The sequence below is a fragment of the Bradyrhizobium sp. NBAIM03 genome, assembly GCF_020194055.1.
GTDB lineage: Bacteria > Pseudomonadota > Alphaproteobacteria > Rhizobiales > Xanthobacteraceae > Bradyrhizobium > Bradyrhizobium yuanmingense.
This window is the reverse complement of sequence record NZ_JADYVS010000039.1, coordinates 21,223-35,402: the sequence shown is the minus strand read 5'-3', so window position 1 is coordinate 35,402 and position 14,180 is coordinate 21,223. Positions and strand designations below refer to the sequence as shown.

General features: G+C 65.4%; 13 protein-coding genes. 3 read left to right on the top strand and 10 right to left on the bottom strand.

The genetic code is table 11. The annotated features are described in order from the left end of the window. Positions 1–57: 57 nt before the first annotated feature. Both I6F21_RS34810 and recJ read right to left on the bottom strand, forming a co-directional pair. On the bottom strand, positions 58–867 hold the full coding sequence (locus I6F21_RS34810) for a glucose 1-dehydrogenase (protein ID WP_035999850.1): 810 nt from the start codon (positions 865–867) through the stop codon (positions 58–60). An 82-nt stretch (positions 868–949) separates the two neighbouring features. Further along, entirely contained in the window at positions 950–2,791 is a 1,842-nt protein-coding gene (gene recJ, locus I6F21_RS34805; RefSeq protein WP_225140687.1) for a single-stranded-DNA-specific exonuclease RecJ, read from the bottom strand. Between the two features lie 286 nt (positions 2,792–3,077). Here recJ and I6F21_RS34800 point away from each other — a divergent pair, with 286 nt between their 5' ends. Beyond that, on the top strand, positions 3,078–4,154 hold the full coding sequence (locus tag I6F21_RS34800) for a methyl-accepting chemotaxis protein (RefSeq protein WP_225113566.1): 1,077 nt from the start codon (positions 3,078–3,080) through the stop codon (positions 4,152–4,154). A 188-nt stretch (positions 4,155–4,342) separates the two neighbouring features. Here the strand turns inward: I6F21_RS34800 and I6F21_RS34795 are convergent, their stop codons facing one another. The 8 genes from I6F21_RS34795 to I6F21_RS34760 form a co-directional block, all read right to left on the bottom strand. Beyond that, on the bottom strand, positions 4,343–5,404 hold the full coding sequence (locus I6F21_RS34795) for a glycosyltransferase family 4 protein (RefSeq protein ID WP_225140685.1): 1,062 nt from the start codon (positions 5,402–5,404) through the stop codon (positions 4,343–4,345). Between the two features lie 131 nt (positions 5,405–5,535). Further along, positions 5,536–5,751 (bottom strand): hypothetical protein, encoded by a 216-nt coding sequence (locus I6F21_RS34790; protein WP_074447910.1) that lies wholly within the window; start codon positions 5,749–5,751, stop codon positions 5,536–5,538. A 136-nt stretch (positions 5,752–5,887) separates the two neighbouring features. Further along, positions 5,888–6,892 carry a 4-hydroxythreonine-4-phosphate dehydrogenase PdxA gene (locus I6F21_RS34785; RefSeq protein WP_225140683.1) on the bottom strand — a complete coding sequence of 335 codons (1,005 nt, stop codon included), beginning with the start codon at positions 6,890–6,892 and terminating at the stop codon, positions 5,888–5,890. After that, entirely contained in the window at positions 6,889–8,427 is a 1,539-nt protein-coding gene (locus tag I6F21_RS34780; RefSeq protein ID WP_057029102.1) for a tripartite tricarboxylate transporter permease, read from the bottom strand. The genes I6F21_RS34785 and I6F21_RS34780 overlap by 4 nt, the downstream gene beginning before the upstream one ends. A gap of 12 nt (positions 8,428–8,439) precedes the next feature. Further along, positions 8,440–8,922, bottom strand: a complete 483-nt coding sequence (locus I6F21_RS34775) for a tripartite tricarboxylate transporter TctB family protein (RefSeq protein ID WP_225125514.1) — start codon at positions 8,920–8,922, stop codon at positions 8,440–8,442. A gap of 177 nt (positions 8,923–9,099) precedes the next feature. Beyond that, positions 9,100–10,092 carry a tripartite tricarboxylate transporter substrate-binding protein gene (locus tag I6F21_RS34770; protein WP_225140681.1) on the bottom strand — a complete coding sequence of 331 codons (993 nt, stop codon included), beginning with the start codon at positions 10,090–10,092 and terminating at the stop codon, positions 9,100–9,102. 51 nt (positions 10,093–10,143) lie between these two features. Next, positions 10,144–11,403: a CoA transferase gene (locus tag I6F21_RS34765; protein ID WP_225140679.1), complete on the bottom strand. Its 1,260-nt coding sequence runs from the start codon at positions 11,401–11,403 to the stop codon at positions 10,144–10,146. Between the two features lie 9 nt (positions 11,404–11,412). After that, positions 11,413–12,207 (bottom strand): enoyl-CoA hydratase/isomerase family protein, encoded by a 795-nt coding sequence (locus I6F21_RS34760; protein ID WP_225140677.1) that lies wholly within the window; start codon positions 12,205–12,207, stop codon positions 11,413–11,415. Positions 12,208–12,324: 117 nt separating this feature from the next. On the opposite strand from I6F21_RS34760, the gene I6F21_RS34755 reads away from it, so the two are divergent. Together I6F21_RS34755 and I6F21_RS34750 are read left to right on the top strand one after the other, a co-directional pair. Beyond that, positions 12,325–12,990 (top strand): GntR family transcriptional regulator, encoded by a 666-nt coding sequence (locus I6F21_RS34755; RefSeq protein ID WP_036022947.1) that lies wholly within the window; start codon positions 12,325–12,327, stop codon positions 12,988–12,990. Between the two features lie 218 nt (positions 12,991–13,208). Next, positions 13,209–14,180, top strand: a complete 972-nt coding sequence (locus I6F21_RS34750; protein ID WP_225140675.1) for an MBL fold metallo-hydrolase — start codon at positions 13,209–13,211, stop codon at positions 14,178–14,180.

Sequence of the window (14,180 nt, the reverse complement as noted above, 5' to 3'; positions counted from 1 at the left end):
GTACAGGGACTGCGCCTGCGCGTCAGCCCCTGCGGCCGCCACCCTGCCCTGCGCAGCTCAAGCGCGCCGCGGCACGCCGCCGGCATTCATGCCGCCGTCGATGACGAGCTCGCTGCCGGTGACGTAGCGCGAGGCATCGGAAGCCAAGTATAGCACGCCCGAGGCGATCTCCGCCGCCTGGCCCGCACGACCAAGCGGCGTCACCACCTTGGCGCGCTCCTCCGGATCGATCGGGGCGTTCTGGCCGGCGCCGGCCGCCCCCGTCGGGATCTTGCCCCAGATCGGGGTGTCGATGATGCCGGGGTGAACCGAGTTGACCCGGATGCCGTCGCCCGCCGCCGCGCACTCCATCGCAATGGATTTGGCGAACAGCCGCACGCCGCCCTTGGTCGCCGAATAGGCCGACAATCCGGGCGAGCCGCGCAGTCCCGCCAGCGAGGACATCATGACGATCGAGCCGCCCCCGATCTTGCGCATCAAAGGCAGGCAATGCTTGACCGAGAGGAACACGCCGTCGAGGTTGATCGCGTTCTGCTTGCGCCAGTCGGCGAGGGTCATGTCGACGATCGAAGGCACGGAGATGCCGATCCCGGCATTTGAGACGAGCACGTCGAGCCGGCCATATCGCTTTGCGATCTCGGCGACGATCTCGATCCAGCGCTCTTCGCTCGTGACATCCTGCTCCAGGAAGGTCGCCTTGCCGCCCACGTTTGTTACGCGCCTGGCGAGCTCCGGGCCGCGCAGCTCGTCGATATCGGTGATGACGACAGTCGCGCCCTCGCGCGCGAACAGCTCGACGATGGCCTCGCCTATGCCGGAGGCGCCACCCGTCACCAGCGCGACCTTGCCCTCAACCTGCCCTGCCATGCTCACTCCCTTTTTTTGTTGTTTGGAACCGTTGTCTTTGATCGTTGTCGGAAAACCGCTTCGCACTTTTCCGGATCATGCGTCATCTAATCACGGATGGCCCCTGGTCCGGTAGCGCGACGTCGACGACACGGAATTGCACGCGCTCGGCGCCCTGGTAGCGATCGACCGACAACGAGCCCGCGACATGCATCTGCTGGCCGCGATTGGCGAGCAGCGCATTGCCGAGCTTTTGGCCGACTGAACGGAACGCGATGCCGTTGACGATGGCGCCGTCGCCCGCCTTGAAGCGCAGGCGCAGATGCGACTGGCCGACCTCGTCGGCAAACACGAGCTGGTGCGCCGGCAGCGCCAGCACCGGCTCCGGATTGCCGCTGCCGAAGGGACCGGCGCGATTGAGCGTCGCCGCAAGCTCCGGCGTCACCGCACGCGCCGAGACCGCGCCGTCGATATAGAGCTCGTTGACGTGGCGCGCCTCGGCGACGTCGCGCGCCAGCGCGGTCTCGAGATAGGCGCGGAATTCGGCGAGCTTCTCCTTGCGCAGCGTCACGCCCGCGGCCATCGCGTGGCCGCCGCCCTTGAGCAGGATGCCGTCGGCGACCGCCTGCCGCACCGCCTTCCCGAGATCGACGCCGGCGATCGAGCGACCGGAGCCGGTGCCGATGCCGCCCGGCTCCAGCGCAATGGCAAAGGCCGGCCGCGAGAACTTCTCCTTCAGGCGGGAGGCAACGAGGCCGACCACGCCGGGATGCCAGCCTTCCGAGGCCGTGACGATCACGGCGAGCTTGTCCTCCAACCCGATCGAGGCCAGCGCCTCGGCTTCGGCCTGGGCTTCCGCCGCCTGCTCGATGACGCGACGTTCGCTGTTGAGACGGTCGAGCTCGGCCGCGATCCGCGCCGCCTCGACGCTGTCGCCTTCGAGCAGCAGCCGCACGCCGAGATCGGCGCGCCCGATACGGCCGCCGGCATTGACGCGCGGGCCCAGCATGAAGCCGAGATGCCAGGCCTCCGGCGGGCCGTTGAGCCGCGCCACGTCCATCAGCGCGGTGTGGCCGACATGGTCGCGCCGCCGCATCGCGATCAGCCCCTTGGCGACGAAGGCGCGGTTAAGACCGATCAGCGGCGCGACGTCGGCGACGGTGCCGAGCGCGACGTGATGCAGCATGCCCAGGAGATCGGGCTGGGGCATCTCGCTGGTCCAGAAGCCGCGCTGGCGCAGCTCGCGGTTGACCGCCACCAGCGTCACCAGCACGAGGCCGACGGCGGCGAGATGACCGAGGCCGGAGAGGTCATCGGGGCGGTTCGGATTGACCAGCGCGTCGACCTCGGGGAGATCGAGGCCGCATTGGTGGTGGTCGATCACGACCACGGACATGCCGAGGCGCTTCGCCTCGGCGAGCGGCTCTATGCTGGTGGTGCCGCAATCGACTGTGATCAGCAGCGTGGCGCCCTTGGCCGCGAGCGCGCGCACCGCTTCCGTGTTGGGGCCATAGCCCTCGAAAATCCGGTCGGGAATATGGATCAGCGGATCGAGCCCGCAATGGCGCAGATGCCAGGCCAGCAGCGCCGCCGAGGTCGCGCCGTCGACGTCGTAGTCGCCGAAGATCGCAACCTTCTCGCCCTTGGTCGCGGCATCCGCAATGCGTTTGGCAGCGGCCTCCATCTCCGTCACCGTGAACGGGTCCGGCAGCAGCTTTCGGATGGTCGGATCGAGAAAGTCGGACACCGCGTCGATGTCGACACCGCGGCCCGCCAGTACCCGCGCCAGCAGTTCCGGCAATTGGTGCCGCTGCACGATGGCGAGCGCCTGGGCTGCCCCGCGGGCATCAAGCCGGTCGCGCCACAGCTTGTCGGTGAGCGAGCGCGCCACGCCCAGGAAGGCCTGGGGCGCTTCGATAGGCAAGGCGGTGGCTGGCGGCGTCATGACAGAGGCAGATGTTGGGGAACTCGAAGGGCCAGGCGGTCACGCGAACGCAGAGTCACTGGCTTCAGGGGATTGGTCGGCATCCGGGACGGATTTGCAACGGTCCGGCCGCACAAAGCGGTGGATGGCCGCCCCGACGGGCGCACTGACTATCATTTAGGCATCCCGTCAAACAGCAAATTAAGCAGGCGTTAGGCGGAATCCTCGAAAAAGAATCGTATTCGATCTGTAAGTCGTTGTTCCGGGTTCATTGCAGATCAGACCTCATTGCCAAGGGAAGTCCCCGATGTCTGCTGCGCTGGGTCTGAAAGCCAAGCCGATCGCCACCGAGCCCGCGGACGATGATTCCGACATCTCCGCGCTGATCAACCGCCTCACCGCGGAGGTCAACCAGATCGCGGTCGACAAGACCAAGTCGATCCAGCAGATCACCAACCAGATGAAGATGCTGGCGCTGAACGCGCTGATCGAAAGCTCGCGCGCCGGCGCGCAAGGCGCGGGCTTTGCGGTGGTGGCGCAGGAGGTGCGCGGCGTCGGCCAGCAGGTCGAGACCATCGCCCGCGAGCTCGAGACCCAATTGACCAAACGCACCGGCGATCTCGTCGCCTCGATCGACCGCATGAGCCAGCGCTCCCGCGGCGAGCGCATGGTCGACCTGTCGCTCAACGCGATCGAGCTGATCGACCGCAATCTCTACGAACGCACCTGCGATGTGCGCTGGTGGGCGACCGATTCCGCCGTGGTCGATTGCGCGGCCTCGCCCAGTGCTGCGGCCGTCTCCCATGCCTCGCAGCGCCTCGGCGTGATCCTCGGGGCCTACACCGTCTATCTCGATCTCTGGCTCTGCGACCTCGACGGCAACGTCATCGCCAACGGCCGCGCCGACCGCTTCCGCGTCGTCGGCCAGAACGTCGCCCACACCAGATGGTTTCGCGACGCGAAAGGCCTTCGCTCCGGCGACGATTATGTCGCCGGCGACGTCGAGAACCAGCCGCTGCTCGGCAATGCGCAGGTCGCGACCTATTGCGCCAGCGTCCGCGCCGGCGGCCAGGCTCATGGCGCACCGATCGGGGTGCTCGCCATCCATTTCGACTGGGAGCCGCAGGCCCGCGCCATCGTGCAGGGCGTGCGCGTCGGCGACAGCGACAAGGCGCGCGTGCTGCTGGTCGATTCCAATTTTCGCGTGATCGCGGCCTCCGACGGCCAGGGCATCCTCAGCGAACGCATCTCGCTGTCGCTGAACGGCCAGCGCTCCGGCTTCTATCAGGAACGCACGGGCACACTGGTCGCGTTCCATGCCACCCCAGGCTACGAGACCTATCGCGGGCTCGGCTGGTACGGCGTGATCGTCTGCGGCGCGTGAGGCGAGCGGGCCCGCCTCGATCAAAACTCGCGAAAACAACCCCATGCACAGTAGCCAAGGGGTTGTCTTACCTCGCTGTTTTTGCACGCGCGAAGATTCTTTGACACGTCGGGCAAAACAGAAGGAATCCGGCTCGGCGACACCTCATTGGGCGCGGCGATCTAGCACAGCGACATCGCCGCCTCCCTTCACCTTTCCGACATTTGCGTGTTGACCTTCCGAGCTGCCGCGGCAGCCAGCTTGCGGTACTGATCTTCGTACTGGCGCGCCATTCGGTATGCGGTGAAGCGTTCCTCGAAGCGGGCGCGCACTCTCCTTCGATCCAGCTTGCCCAATTCGCCGACCGCCTTGACCGCCTGCTCCTCGTTCTCGACGATGAAACCGGTTAGGCCGTGCTCGATGACCTCAGGGACAGAGCCGGAGCGATAGGCGATCACGGGCGTTCCGCACGCCATCGCCTCGATCATGACCAGCCCGAAAGGCTCCGGCCAAGCGATCGGAAATAGCAGAGCGGCTGCTCCGCCAAGGAATGATTGCTTCTTCACGTCGTCGACTTCGCCGATAAGCTGGATCATCTCGCCGTCGATCCGGGGCGCAAGGTGTTTCCTGAAGTAGGCAGTCTCGGCGCGTGGAATCTTCGCGGCGATGCGAAGAGGCATCCGGGCTGCGTGCGCGATGCGGATGGCGTCCTCCGGACCCTTGTCCTCCGTGAGACGGCCAAGAAACGCCAGATAGGATCCCTCCTCATAGGATGGGTCCAACAGCTCCGACGGCAGCCCGTGCTGGATCGTCCCAATCCATTTCGCATCCGGAAGCGGCAGGCGCTGGTGATCCGAGATCGACACGAAGCATGCTTCTGGGAACTGCCGAACCACGTCAGGCAAGCCAGGCAAGTCAAGGCGGCCGTGCATGGTCGTCAGGAACGGTACGCCAACGCGACTGAGCAACGGCAGCGGAAGCCAGTCGATATGGGCGTGGATCACGTCGAAGTCGTTGGCTCGTCTCGCGATCGCTTCCAGCAGCATCGCGCAGGCTGCGTTCGGATCGGCGCCCTTCCGGCCGAGACGCAGCGCGCGTGGCCATACCGGGTGGAGTTTGCCTCTCGTTCGGGAGTCACCGCTGGCAAACAGCGTGACGTCGTGACCGAGCTCGACAAGCTCATCCACAAGCCAGGCTACCACCCGCTCGGTGCCGCCGTAGAGCTTCGGAGGGACGCTTTCGGCAAGCGGAGCCAGCTGGGCGATACGCATTGGAGCTCGCTATATCGCTGAACGCACGATCAGCACGATGGCCGCAGACAGAAGGTTCGAAATCGCGAGCAAGGTCCAATCCGGCCTTGCGCTCGCGCTAGCCAGCCGACAGATACCGCCCTCGATGAGCCTCAACATTCGTCATCGGAAAGCCGCTCGAGATAGGCAAGCCCGAATGCTGCGAGTTCCTGGGCATCACCGTTACTCTCGCGCGCTTCCCGCCTCCCTTGCAGATGACGCTCGAGCAGGCAACGACGGCCATCCGCTGCATCGACGCTGCGATGCCGGGCAAGGTACACGCACCAAGCGGTGTCCACCGCTGTTCGTAGCGGGCTGTCGTCGACCATGTTCCAGCTCCGACGTGGAAGATGTTCATGGGGCGCCAACTCCTCGCGACGGCGGAAGTTTCCAGTTTTTCCCTAAAGTCTAAGTCTGCGCGCAAGGCGAGCGCAATCAGCGGTCGCTCCCTTCGCGCGTGCAAGTTCAGCCGAGACGACGCGCCGCCATCTCCGCGGCGAGCAGCAACGCGGCGCGGCTGGCGCCGATCGAGGCGATGCCCTGCCCCGCGATGTCGTAGGCGGTGCCGTGCGCGGGCGTGCAGATCGGGAACGGGAAGCCGCCGAGCAAGGTCACGCCGCGATCGAAACCCATCAGCTTCATCGCGATCTGGCCCTGGTCGTGATACATCGTCAGCACGGCATCGAAGGCGCCGGCCTTGGCGCGCAGGAACACGGTGTCGGCCGGAAACGGTCCCTCCGCGGCAATGCCCTCGCTCTGGCTTGCTGCGACCACCGGCGCAATCACGTCGATCTCCTCGCGGCCGAAATTGCCGCCGTCGCCGGCATGGGGGTTGAGGCCTGCGACCGCGATGCGTGGCCGCGCAAAGCCGGCGTTGCGCATGCAGGAATCGGTTAGTCTGAGCGCGCGATGGATGCGTTCGCCGGATAGCTTCGCAGCGACGTCCCTGAGCGGGATGTGCGAGGTGACCCGTGCGTTCCAGAGCCGGTCCAGCACGTTGAATTCGCTTGCCGGCGTCTTGAGACCGACGACCTCGGCGGAGAACGCGATCTCGTCGTCGTACTCGGCACGGGCAAGGCGCATCGCCTGCTTGTTAAAGGGGGTGAAGCAGACCGCGTCGACATGGCCGTCGCGGCCGAGCTCGAGCGCATGCCTGTAATTGGCCAGCGCAAATTTTCCGCCGGCAAGGGTCGCTTTCTTCGGCTCGACCTCTCTGGGGTCGAGGTGGCGGAGATCGACGAACAGCGCATCTTCCTGCGCTGCGCGAAGATCGGCGCCCTGCTCTAGCATCTTCAGCTCCGGCTTGACGCCGGCAATGCGCGCGCCCTCGTCGAAAATGCGGCGGTCGCCGATGACGACGAGCCGGCAGCGCGCGCGGATGTCGTCCTGCGCCACGAGCTTGGCCGTCAGCTCCGGGCTGATGCCGGCTGGATCTCCCATGGCCAGCACAATCAGCGGCTTTGCGGTCATATGATTGCCCTTTCCTGGACTGGCGCATCGGTCGCGGGCGACGCAGGTTTGCGCCAGAGCCGCGGCAGCTGCAACAGAAGCGGAAGCAGCAGCAGCGCGATGCCGCCCACGATCAGGCACGTCACCAGCTTGTTCGCAAAGAAAATGCCGAGAGATCCCTTGGAGATCAGCATCGACTGCCGGAAGGCGTCCTCGGCCTTGTCGCCGATGACGATCGCGAGCACGAGCGGCGCCAGCGGATAGAACAGCTTCTTGAAGAGATAGCCGACGACCCCGAAGCCGAGCATCATGACGACGTCGAGATAGGAGTTCGACACCGAATAGGCGCCGACGACGCAGATGATCACGATCAGCGGCGCGATCACCACGAAGGGAATCCGCATCAGGGCGGCGAACACCGGGACCGTCAGCAGCACCAGGGCGACGGCGACAATGTTGCCGACATACATCGAGGCGATCAGGCCCCAGACAAAATCCTTTTGGTCCACGAACAGCATGGGCCCGGGATTGAGGCCCCAGATCATCAACCCGCCCATCATCACGGCCGCGGTTGCCGAGCCCGGAATGCCGAGCGAGAGCATCGGCAGCAGCGCGCTGGTGCCGGCGGCATGATCGGCCGTCTCCGGCGAGACGATGCCTTCGACCTCGCCCGTGCCGAAATGTCGGCCGCGCCGTGAAAAGCGGCGCGCGATGCCGTAGCTCATGAAGGAGGCCGCGGTCGGGCCGCCCGGCGTGATGCCCATCCAGCAGCCGATCGCGGCGCTGCGCAGCAGGGCGACGCCGTGCCGCGGCAGGCGGCCGACGGCGCGAAACACCTCGCGCCAATCGATCTTGGACGAGACGGCGCGCGCGTGAAATTCCTCCTCGACGGCGACAAGCAGTTCGCCAATGCCGAACAGGCCCATCACCGCCACGACGAAGCTGACGCCCTTGACGAGTTCGTCCACGCCCATGGTGAGGCGCACGCTGCCGGAGACTGTGTCGATGCCGATGGCGGCGATGGCAAAGCCGAGCGCCAGCGCCACGACGGTCTTGATCGGCGCCGCACCGCCCATGCCGACGAAGCTGGCAAAGGCGAGAAAATAGACGGCAAAATACTCGGCCGGCCCGAACGCGAGCGCAGCCTGCGCCACCCAGGAGGCGAGGAAGGTGATCAGGATGACGCCGACCAGCGCGCCGAACGCCGCCGAACCGAAGGCGGTCGCGAGCGCGGTGGTCGGCCTGCCGTCGCGCGCCATCGGATAGCCGTCGAAGGTGGTCGCCACCGACGACGGCTCCCCCGGGATATTGAACAGGATGGAGGTCACCGATCCCCCGAATAGCGCGCCCCAATACATGCTGGAGAGCAGGATGATGGCCGAGACCGGCTGCATGCCGAAGGTGAGCGGCAGGAGCAGCGACACGCCGTTCGGCGCGCCCAGACCCGGCAGCACGCCGACGAGAATGCCGAGCAGCACGCCGACCACCATCAGGACCAGATGCGGCACCGTGACCGCGATGGTGAAGCCGTGCAGGAGCTCCTGGAGATTGTCCATCCCGCTGCTCCCTCAGAACCCGAGCGCGGAAGCCAGTGCGCCGCGCGGCAGACTGACCTGGAACATGCGCTCGAACACGAGGTAGAGCGCGAGCGCCGTAGCTCCTGCCATAGCCAGCGCGCGCGGCACGGATTGGTGTCGGGGAATCGCCAGCACCGCGAAGACATAGAGAGCGGAGGCGACGTACATCCCGGCGAGCGGGATCGCAGCGACGAAGATGGCAGCCGGCACGAACAGGCCGACGAGCCGGCGCAGCTCGATCGACGTGATCGCGATGGGAACGTTTGCGAGCGTCGCGGCCGGCACCACGCCTCGCACCAGATTGTAGAGGCTGCCGAGCACGACGATGATCCCGGTCAGGAACGGGAATGTGCCGGCGTCCACGCCTGCGCTGGACCAGCCGATGCCGTTGTCGAGGCTGGAGACGACGACGGCCACGCCGAAGCTGCCGGTGAGCACGGCGGTCGCAAGTTCAAGCGCGCGACGGGAGATCATGGGCAGCTCCGGCGAAACAGTCCTCGTCCTGAGGAGCGCGCTTTTTCGCGCGTGTCGAAGGACGGCTCCAGGAGACATCGCATCCGCGGCCATCCTTCGAGACGCCCGCCTCCGGCGGGCCCTCAGGATGAGGACCAGGGCTACAGTTGGCGGCGCGATCGAAACCCATCCTCGGCCTCACCTCACCAGCCAGCCCTGCTCGCCCGCGACCTGCTTGATGCGCTCGAGGTCCTCCTTGATGAATTTTTCGAGCTCGGCACCGGTGAGGAACGTGTCGACCTGGGAGGTCTTCTCGATGTAGTCCTTCCACTCCGGCGTCGCCTGCACCTTCTTCATGAGGTCGACATAGAACGCGGCCTGCTCCGGCGAGACCTTGCCGGGCAGCCACACGGTACGCGGCTGCTCATATTGCTTGATGTCGAGGCCCTGCTCGACGCAGGTTGGAACGTCGCCCCAGCCTTCCGTTGCGGTGACCTTCGGCCCCTGCGGCAGCCGCTTCGGGCTGAACACGCAGAGCGGGCGCTGCGTGCTGCCGCGCCATTGCCCGAGGCTTTCGCTGGGGTTGTTGACGTGGGAGTCGAGATGTCCGCCGGCGAGCTGCACAGCGGTCTCAGCGCCGCTCTTGAACGGGATATAGGTCAGCTTGACCTTGCCGACCTTCTCGATCATGCGCGTCAGCACCTCGTCGGTGTCCTTGGACTGCGCGCCGCCCATCTTGAATTCGCCCGATGCGGCCGCCTTCAGATAATCGCTCGCAGTCTTGTACGGCGCGTCCTGCTTGACCCAGAGCAGGAACTCGTCCTGCGCCATCGCCGCGATCGGCGTGAGATCGGTGTAGTTGAAGGCGACCTTGGAGACGAGCGGCTGCTGCCAGGCATTCGAGGTGCCGAAGATCACCTTGTAGGGATCACCGGCGGAGGCCTTGCCGTAGACATAGCCTTCAGCGCCACTGCCGCCCCCCTTGTTGACGACGACGATCGGTTGCTCGATCAGCTTGTGCTTGGTGATGATGTTCTGCACCGCGCGCGCGAGATTGTCGGTGCCGCCGCCGGGGCCGGCGGTGGCCACGAACTCGATCGGCTTTTGCGGTTGCCAGGCGCTGAGCGCCGGCATGGTGCCGGCGAGCACGGCTGCGGCTGCGGAGAGCAGAAATGTTGACGTCCGACCCATGATTTCCTCCAGCTGATCTTTATCTTTTGTTTTTGTCGTATCGACGTCCGGTCAGGCGACGCGTTCCTCGCGTCGTTCCCGGGCCGAGACGATTGCGCCTTCTTTTTCGAGCGCTTCGATTCGTGACTGGTCGAACCCATGCTCGGCCAGAACCTCTTTCGTGTGCTCTCCATAGACCGGTGCGCCTGATCGCACTTTGCCCGGGGTCTCCGAAAACTTGATGGGAAGCCCGATCGTCTTGACGGACCCGAGCGTGGAGTGCTCGACCTCGACGACCATCTCGCGCGCCAGCGTCTGCGGATCGCTCAGCGCCTCCAGCATGTCGTGCACGGGGCCGCACGGCACGCCCTTCTCGTCCAGCGCCGCGAGCCAATGCGCCCGCGATTGCTTGCGGAAGCGTTCGCTGAGGACGGCTTCGAGCTCCTTCAGGTTGGCCATGCGATCGGCACCGGTGACGAAGCGCGGATCGTCGGCGAGCTCGCTCGCGCCGAGCGCTTCCAGCATCAACAGCCAATGCTTCTTGTTGGCGCCGCCGACCACGAGCCAGCCGTCCGAGGCTTCAAACGCCTGGTACGGCGCGTTGAGCGGATGCGCCGAGCCCATCGCGCGCGGCGCGGTGCCCGCGGCGAGCGCGATGGTCGACTGCCAATAGGTCTGCACCAAGGCGGCTTCATAAAGCGAGGTCTCGACCCATTGGCCTTCACCGGTCTTGAGGCGATGGGTGTAGGCGGCCAGGATGCCCATGCTCGCGAGCAGGCCGGCGGTGATGTCCGACAGCGGCGGGCCGCACTTGACGGGCGGACCGTCGGGCCGCTCGCCGGTAAAACTCATGATGCCGCTCATGGCTTGCGCGACGAGATCGAACCCCCTGCGATGCTTGTAGGGGCCGGTGCGGCCGAAGCCCGACAGCGAGCAATAGATCAGCGCCGGGAATTCCGCGTGCAGCGCCTCATAGCCGAAGCCGAGGCGCTCCATCGCGCCCGGCGCAAAGTTCTCGACCAGCACGTCGGCATCGGCGATCAGCCGGCGCAGCACCTCTTTGCCGCCGTCGGTCTTCAGGTCCAGCACGATGCCGCGCTTGTTGCGGTTCATCATCAGGAAGGAGGCCGCCTCGTCCCCGATCTTCGGCGGCACCGAATGACGGGTGTCGTCGCCGTTCGGCCATTTCTCGATCTTGATCACGTCGGCGCCCATGTCGGCGAGCATCAAGGTGCAGGTCGGTCCCGCCATGACGTGAGTGAGATCAATGACCTTGAGGCCGGCTAGCGGTCCGGAACGGCGGGAGGTGGATTGCGATGGATCGCTTTGCATCGGCTCGTCCTATTGGCCGCGCCATTGCGGCGCGCGCTTGTTGAGGAAAGCATCGAGCCCTTCGCGAAAATCCTGGCTCGTGTAGCACATCAGGATGAGGTCTTCGCCCTCGTCCTGCGTCAACCGGCGCTGCAGACGGCTGACAGCCTGCTTGGTCGCATTCAGCGTCAACGGCGCATGGCTCGCGACGAGCCGGGCCACCTCGTCTGCACGTCGTTCAAGGGCGGCAAGATCGTCGACGACCTCGCCGAGCAGCCCGACGCTTGCGGCCTCCCCGGCATCGACGAGGCGTGCGGTGAAGATGAGATCCTTGACGCGCGCGGCGCCGATCAGTGCGGTGAGACGGCTGACATTGGACATCGACAGGCAATTGCCGAGCGTCCTGGCGATGGGGAATCCGATCTTCGCAGCTTTTGTGCCGATGCGGAGGTCGCAGGCCGCGGCAATGCCGGCCCCGCCGCCGGTACAGAACCCGTTGATCGCCGCGATCGTGGCGACCCGGCATTGCTCGAGTGTGGTCAGCACGCGGTCGATGCGGTTCTCGTAGTCGACGGCGTCCTGCGGCGTCCTGAATTCGCGAAACTGATTGATGTCGGTGCCCGAGGCGAAGGCCTTGTCGCCGGCCCCCCGCAGCACCAGCACCTTGATGTCATGGTCGCGATTGGCCTCCTCGCAGATCGCGGCGAGCCGCTCGTACATGGCGAAGGTGAAGGCGTTGCGGGCCTGCGGGCGGTTGAAGGTGATCCGCCCGATGCCGCCGTCGCGCTCGAACACGAGGTCTTCTGCCTCCACTTGCAGATCCATTTCCTCATACCTTTCTGTTTTTTACATTTTTGAATGCAAAACTTTGGATTTTCAAGCTGGAACTTGGCCATATGGGCGTATAAGTTCATTTTTGCATTCAAAACTGAGCTCAGAGCCATGCTTCACGACGAGGTCGTCAACCGCATCCGCGCCATCCTCCTCGACGGCGAAATCCCGCCGGGCGCGCGGATTCCCGAGCGCGAGCTGTGCGAGCGGCTCGAGATCTCGCGGACGCCGCTGCGCGAGGCGCTCAAGGTGCTGGCGGCGGAAGGGCTCGTGCAGCTGCTGCCGCATCGCGGCTCGCGGGCAGCAAAGCTGACCGACAAGGACATGCGCGACCTGTTCGAGGTCTGCCAAGGCTTGGAGGCTCTCGCGGGCGAACTCGCCTGCGAGCGCATCAGCGACGCCGAGATCGATGCGATCGCCGCCGCGCACGCGGACATGGTGCAGCACTATCGCGAGCGCGACCTGATCCAGTACTACCGCGGCAACCGTGCGATTCACGAAGCCATCGTGACCGCAGCGGGAAATCCTGTGCTCGCCGGGCTTTACGCCTCGGTGACCGCGCGCATCCGGCGCGCGCGCTATGTCACGCCGATGACGGCGCAGCGCTGGGCGCTCGCCGTGAAGGAGCACGAGGCAATCCTGAACGCGCTTCAGCGCCGCGACGGTGTCGGGCTCGCCCACATCCTGCGTGCGCATCTGCGTCACAAGCGCGAAGAGGTGCTGCAGGCGGGCTTTGCCGAGACGGAAGGCAATGACGTCACGTTGAGAATTGCGTAAAGCGCAATTCCGCGTCTTGGCGCAGCCTGTCTTTGCACGTCGCTTTCGCGCTCCGGCTATCGTTCTCGTTCAGCGTGCCGTACCGGGTAATTCCACTTGCTAGCTTGTCGCAACCGGCGCAGCATGCTTTCCGCCGCCCTCCGGCCACGTGGCCGATCGGGCGGCCGCTTACCGCGCCAACGATTGCGCAAAACAAAAGACGAAAGCGGAGGAAAAGAATGACACTCGATGTCTCGCGTCGGTCCCTACTCGCACTTGGGGCCGGTCTCGGCGCCAGCGCCATGCTCGGCAGCAGCGCGATGGCGCGGGCGCCCAAGCTCGGCACTCAGACGCCCTACTGGCACCGCTTCATTCTCGGCGATGCCGAGGTGACCGTCGTATCCGACGGACCGCTTCCGCTCGGCGATCCCTCCGGGACCTTCACCGGCGTTCCCAAGGAAGAGGTCAAGAAGATGCTGACCGACAATTTCCTGTCGCCGGACAATGTCGTGCTCGAACAGAACTCTCCGATCGTGAACACCGGTGACAAGCTCATCCTGTTCGACACGGGCATGGGCTCATCGAAGATGTTCGGCGCCAGCACCGGACGGCAGCAGAAGAGCATGACGGAGGCCGGCATCAAGCCGGGCGACATCGATGCCGTCGTATGCTCGCATGCCCATATCGATCATATCGGCGGCATCGTCGACGACGGCGGCAAGCCGCTGTTCCCCAACGCGCAAGTCTACATTGCCCAGAGCGATTTCGACTTCTGGACCGACGAAGGCAAGCTCGGCAGCGCGGCCAAGGATTTCGTCATCCACGCCCGCAAGAACCTGCTGCCGGTCCGGGATCGGATCAAATTCTTCAAGGATGGAGAGGAATTCCTGCCCGGCGTGCAGGCGATCGCGGCCCCCGGCCACACCGTCGGCCACACCATCTTCATGGTGACGTCGGCCGGCAAGTCGTTCGCCTTCCTCGGCGATCTCTCGCACCATTCGGTGCTGCTGCTGGAGAAGCCACGGATGGAGTTCTCCTACGATTCCGACCCGAAGCAGGCGGCGGAGTCGCGCGTCAAGCTGCTGACGATGCTGGCCGCCAACAAGATCCCGGTGATGTCCTATCACTTCGCCTGGCCAGGCTATGGCCATGTCGCCAAAGCCGGAGATGGTTTCCGCTACTATCCGCAACCGATGCAGATGACGTTGTAG

Excerpts from the sequence above, each read along its gene's own strand:
- I6F21_RS34810 (WP_035999850.1), bottom strand. The coding sequence starts at position 867 with ATGGCAGGGCAGGTTGAGGGCAAGGTCGCGCTGGTGACGGGTGGCGCC.
- recJ (WP_225140687.1), bottom strand. The coding sequence starts at position 2,791 with ATGACGCCGCCAGCCACCGCCTTGCCTATCGAAGCGCCCCAGGCCTTC.
- I6F21_RS34800 (WP_225113566.1), top strand. The coding sequence starts at position 3,078 with ATGTCTGCTGCGCTGGGTCTGAAAGCCAAGCCGATCGCCACCGAGCCC.
- I6F21_RS34795 (WP_225140685.1), bottom strand. The coding sequence starts at position 5,404 with ATGCGTATCGCCCAGCTGGCTCCGCTTGCCGAAAGCGTCCCTCCGAAG.
- I6F21_RS34790 (WP_074447910.1), bottom strand. The coding sequence starts at position 5,751 with ATGGTCGACGACAGCCCGCTACGAACAGCGGTGGACACCGCTTGGTGC.
- I6F21_RS34785 (WP_225140683.1), bottom strand. The coding sequence starts at position 6,892 with ATGACCGCAAAGCCGCTGATTGTGCTGGCCATGGGAGATCCAGCCGGC.
- I6F21_RS34780 (WP_057029102.1), bottom strand. The coding sequence starts at position 8,427 with ATGGACAATCTCCAGGAGCTCCTGCACGGCTTCACCATCGCGGTCACG.
- I6F21_RS34775 (WP_225125514.1), bottom strand. The coding sequence starts at position 8,922 with ATGATCTCCCGTCGCGCGCTTGAACTTGCGACCGCCGTGCTCACCGGC.
- I6F21_RS34770 (WP_225140681.1), bottom strand. The coding sequence starts at position 10,092 with ATGGGTCGGACGTCAACATTTCTGCTCTCCGCAGCCGCAGCCGTGCTC.
- I6F21_RS34765 (WP_225140679.1), bottom strand. The coding sequence starts at position 11,403 with ATGCAAAGCGATCCATCGCAATCCACCTCCCGCCGTTCCGGACCGCTA.
- I6F21_RS34760 (WP_225140677.1), bottom strand. The coding sequence starts at position 12,207 with ATGGATCTGCAAGTGGAGGCAGAAGACCTCGTGTTCGAGCGCGACGGC.
- I6F21_RS34755 (WP_036022947.1), top strand. The coding sequence starts at position 12,325 with ATGCTTCACGACGAGGTCGTCAACCGCATCCGCGCCATCCTCCTCGAC.
- I6F21_RS34750 (WP_225140675.1), top strand. The coding sequence starts at position 13,209 with ATGACACTCGATGTCTCGCGTCGGTCCCTACTCGCACTTGGGGCCGGT.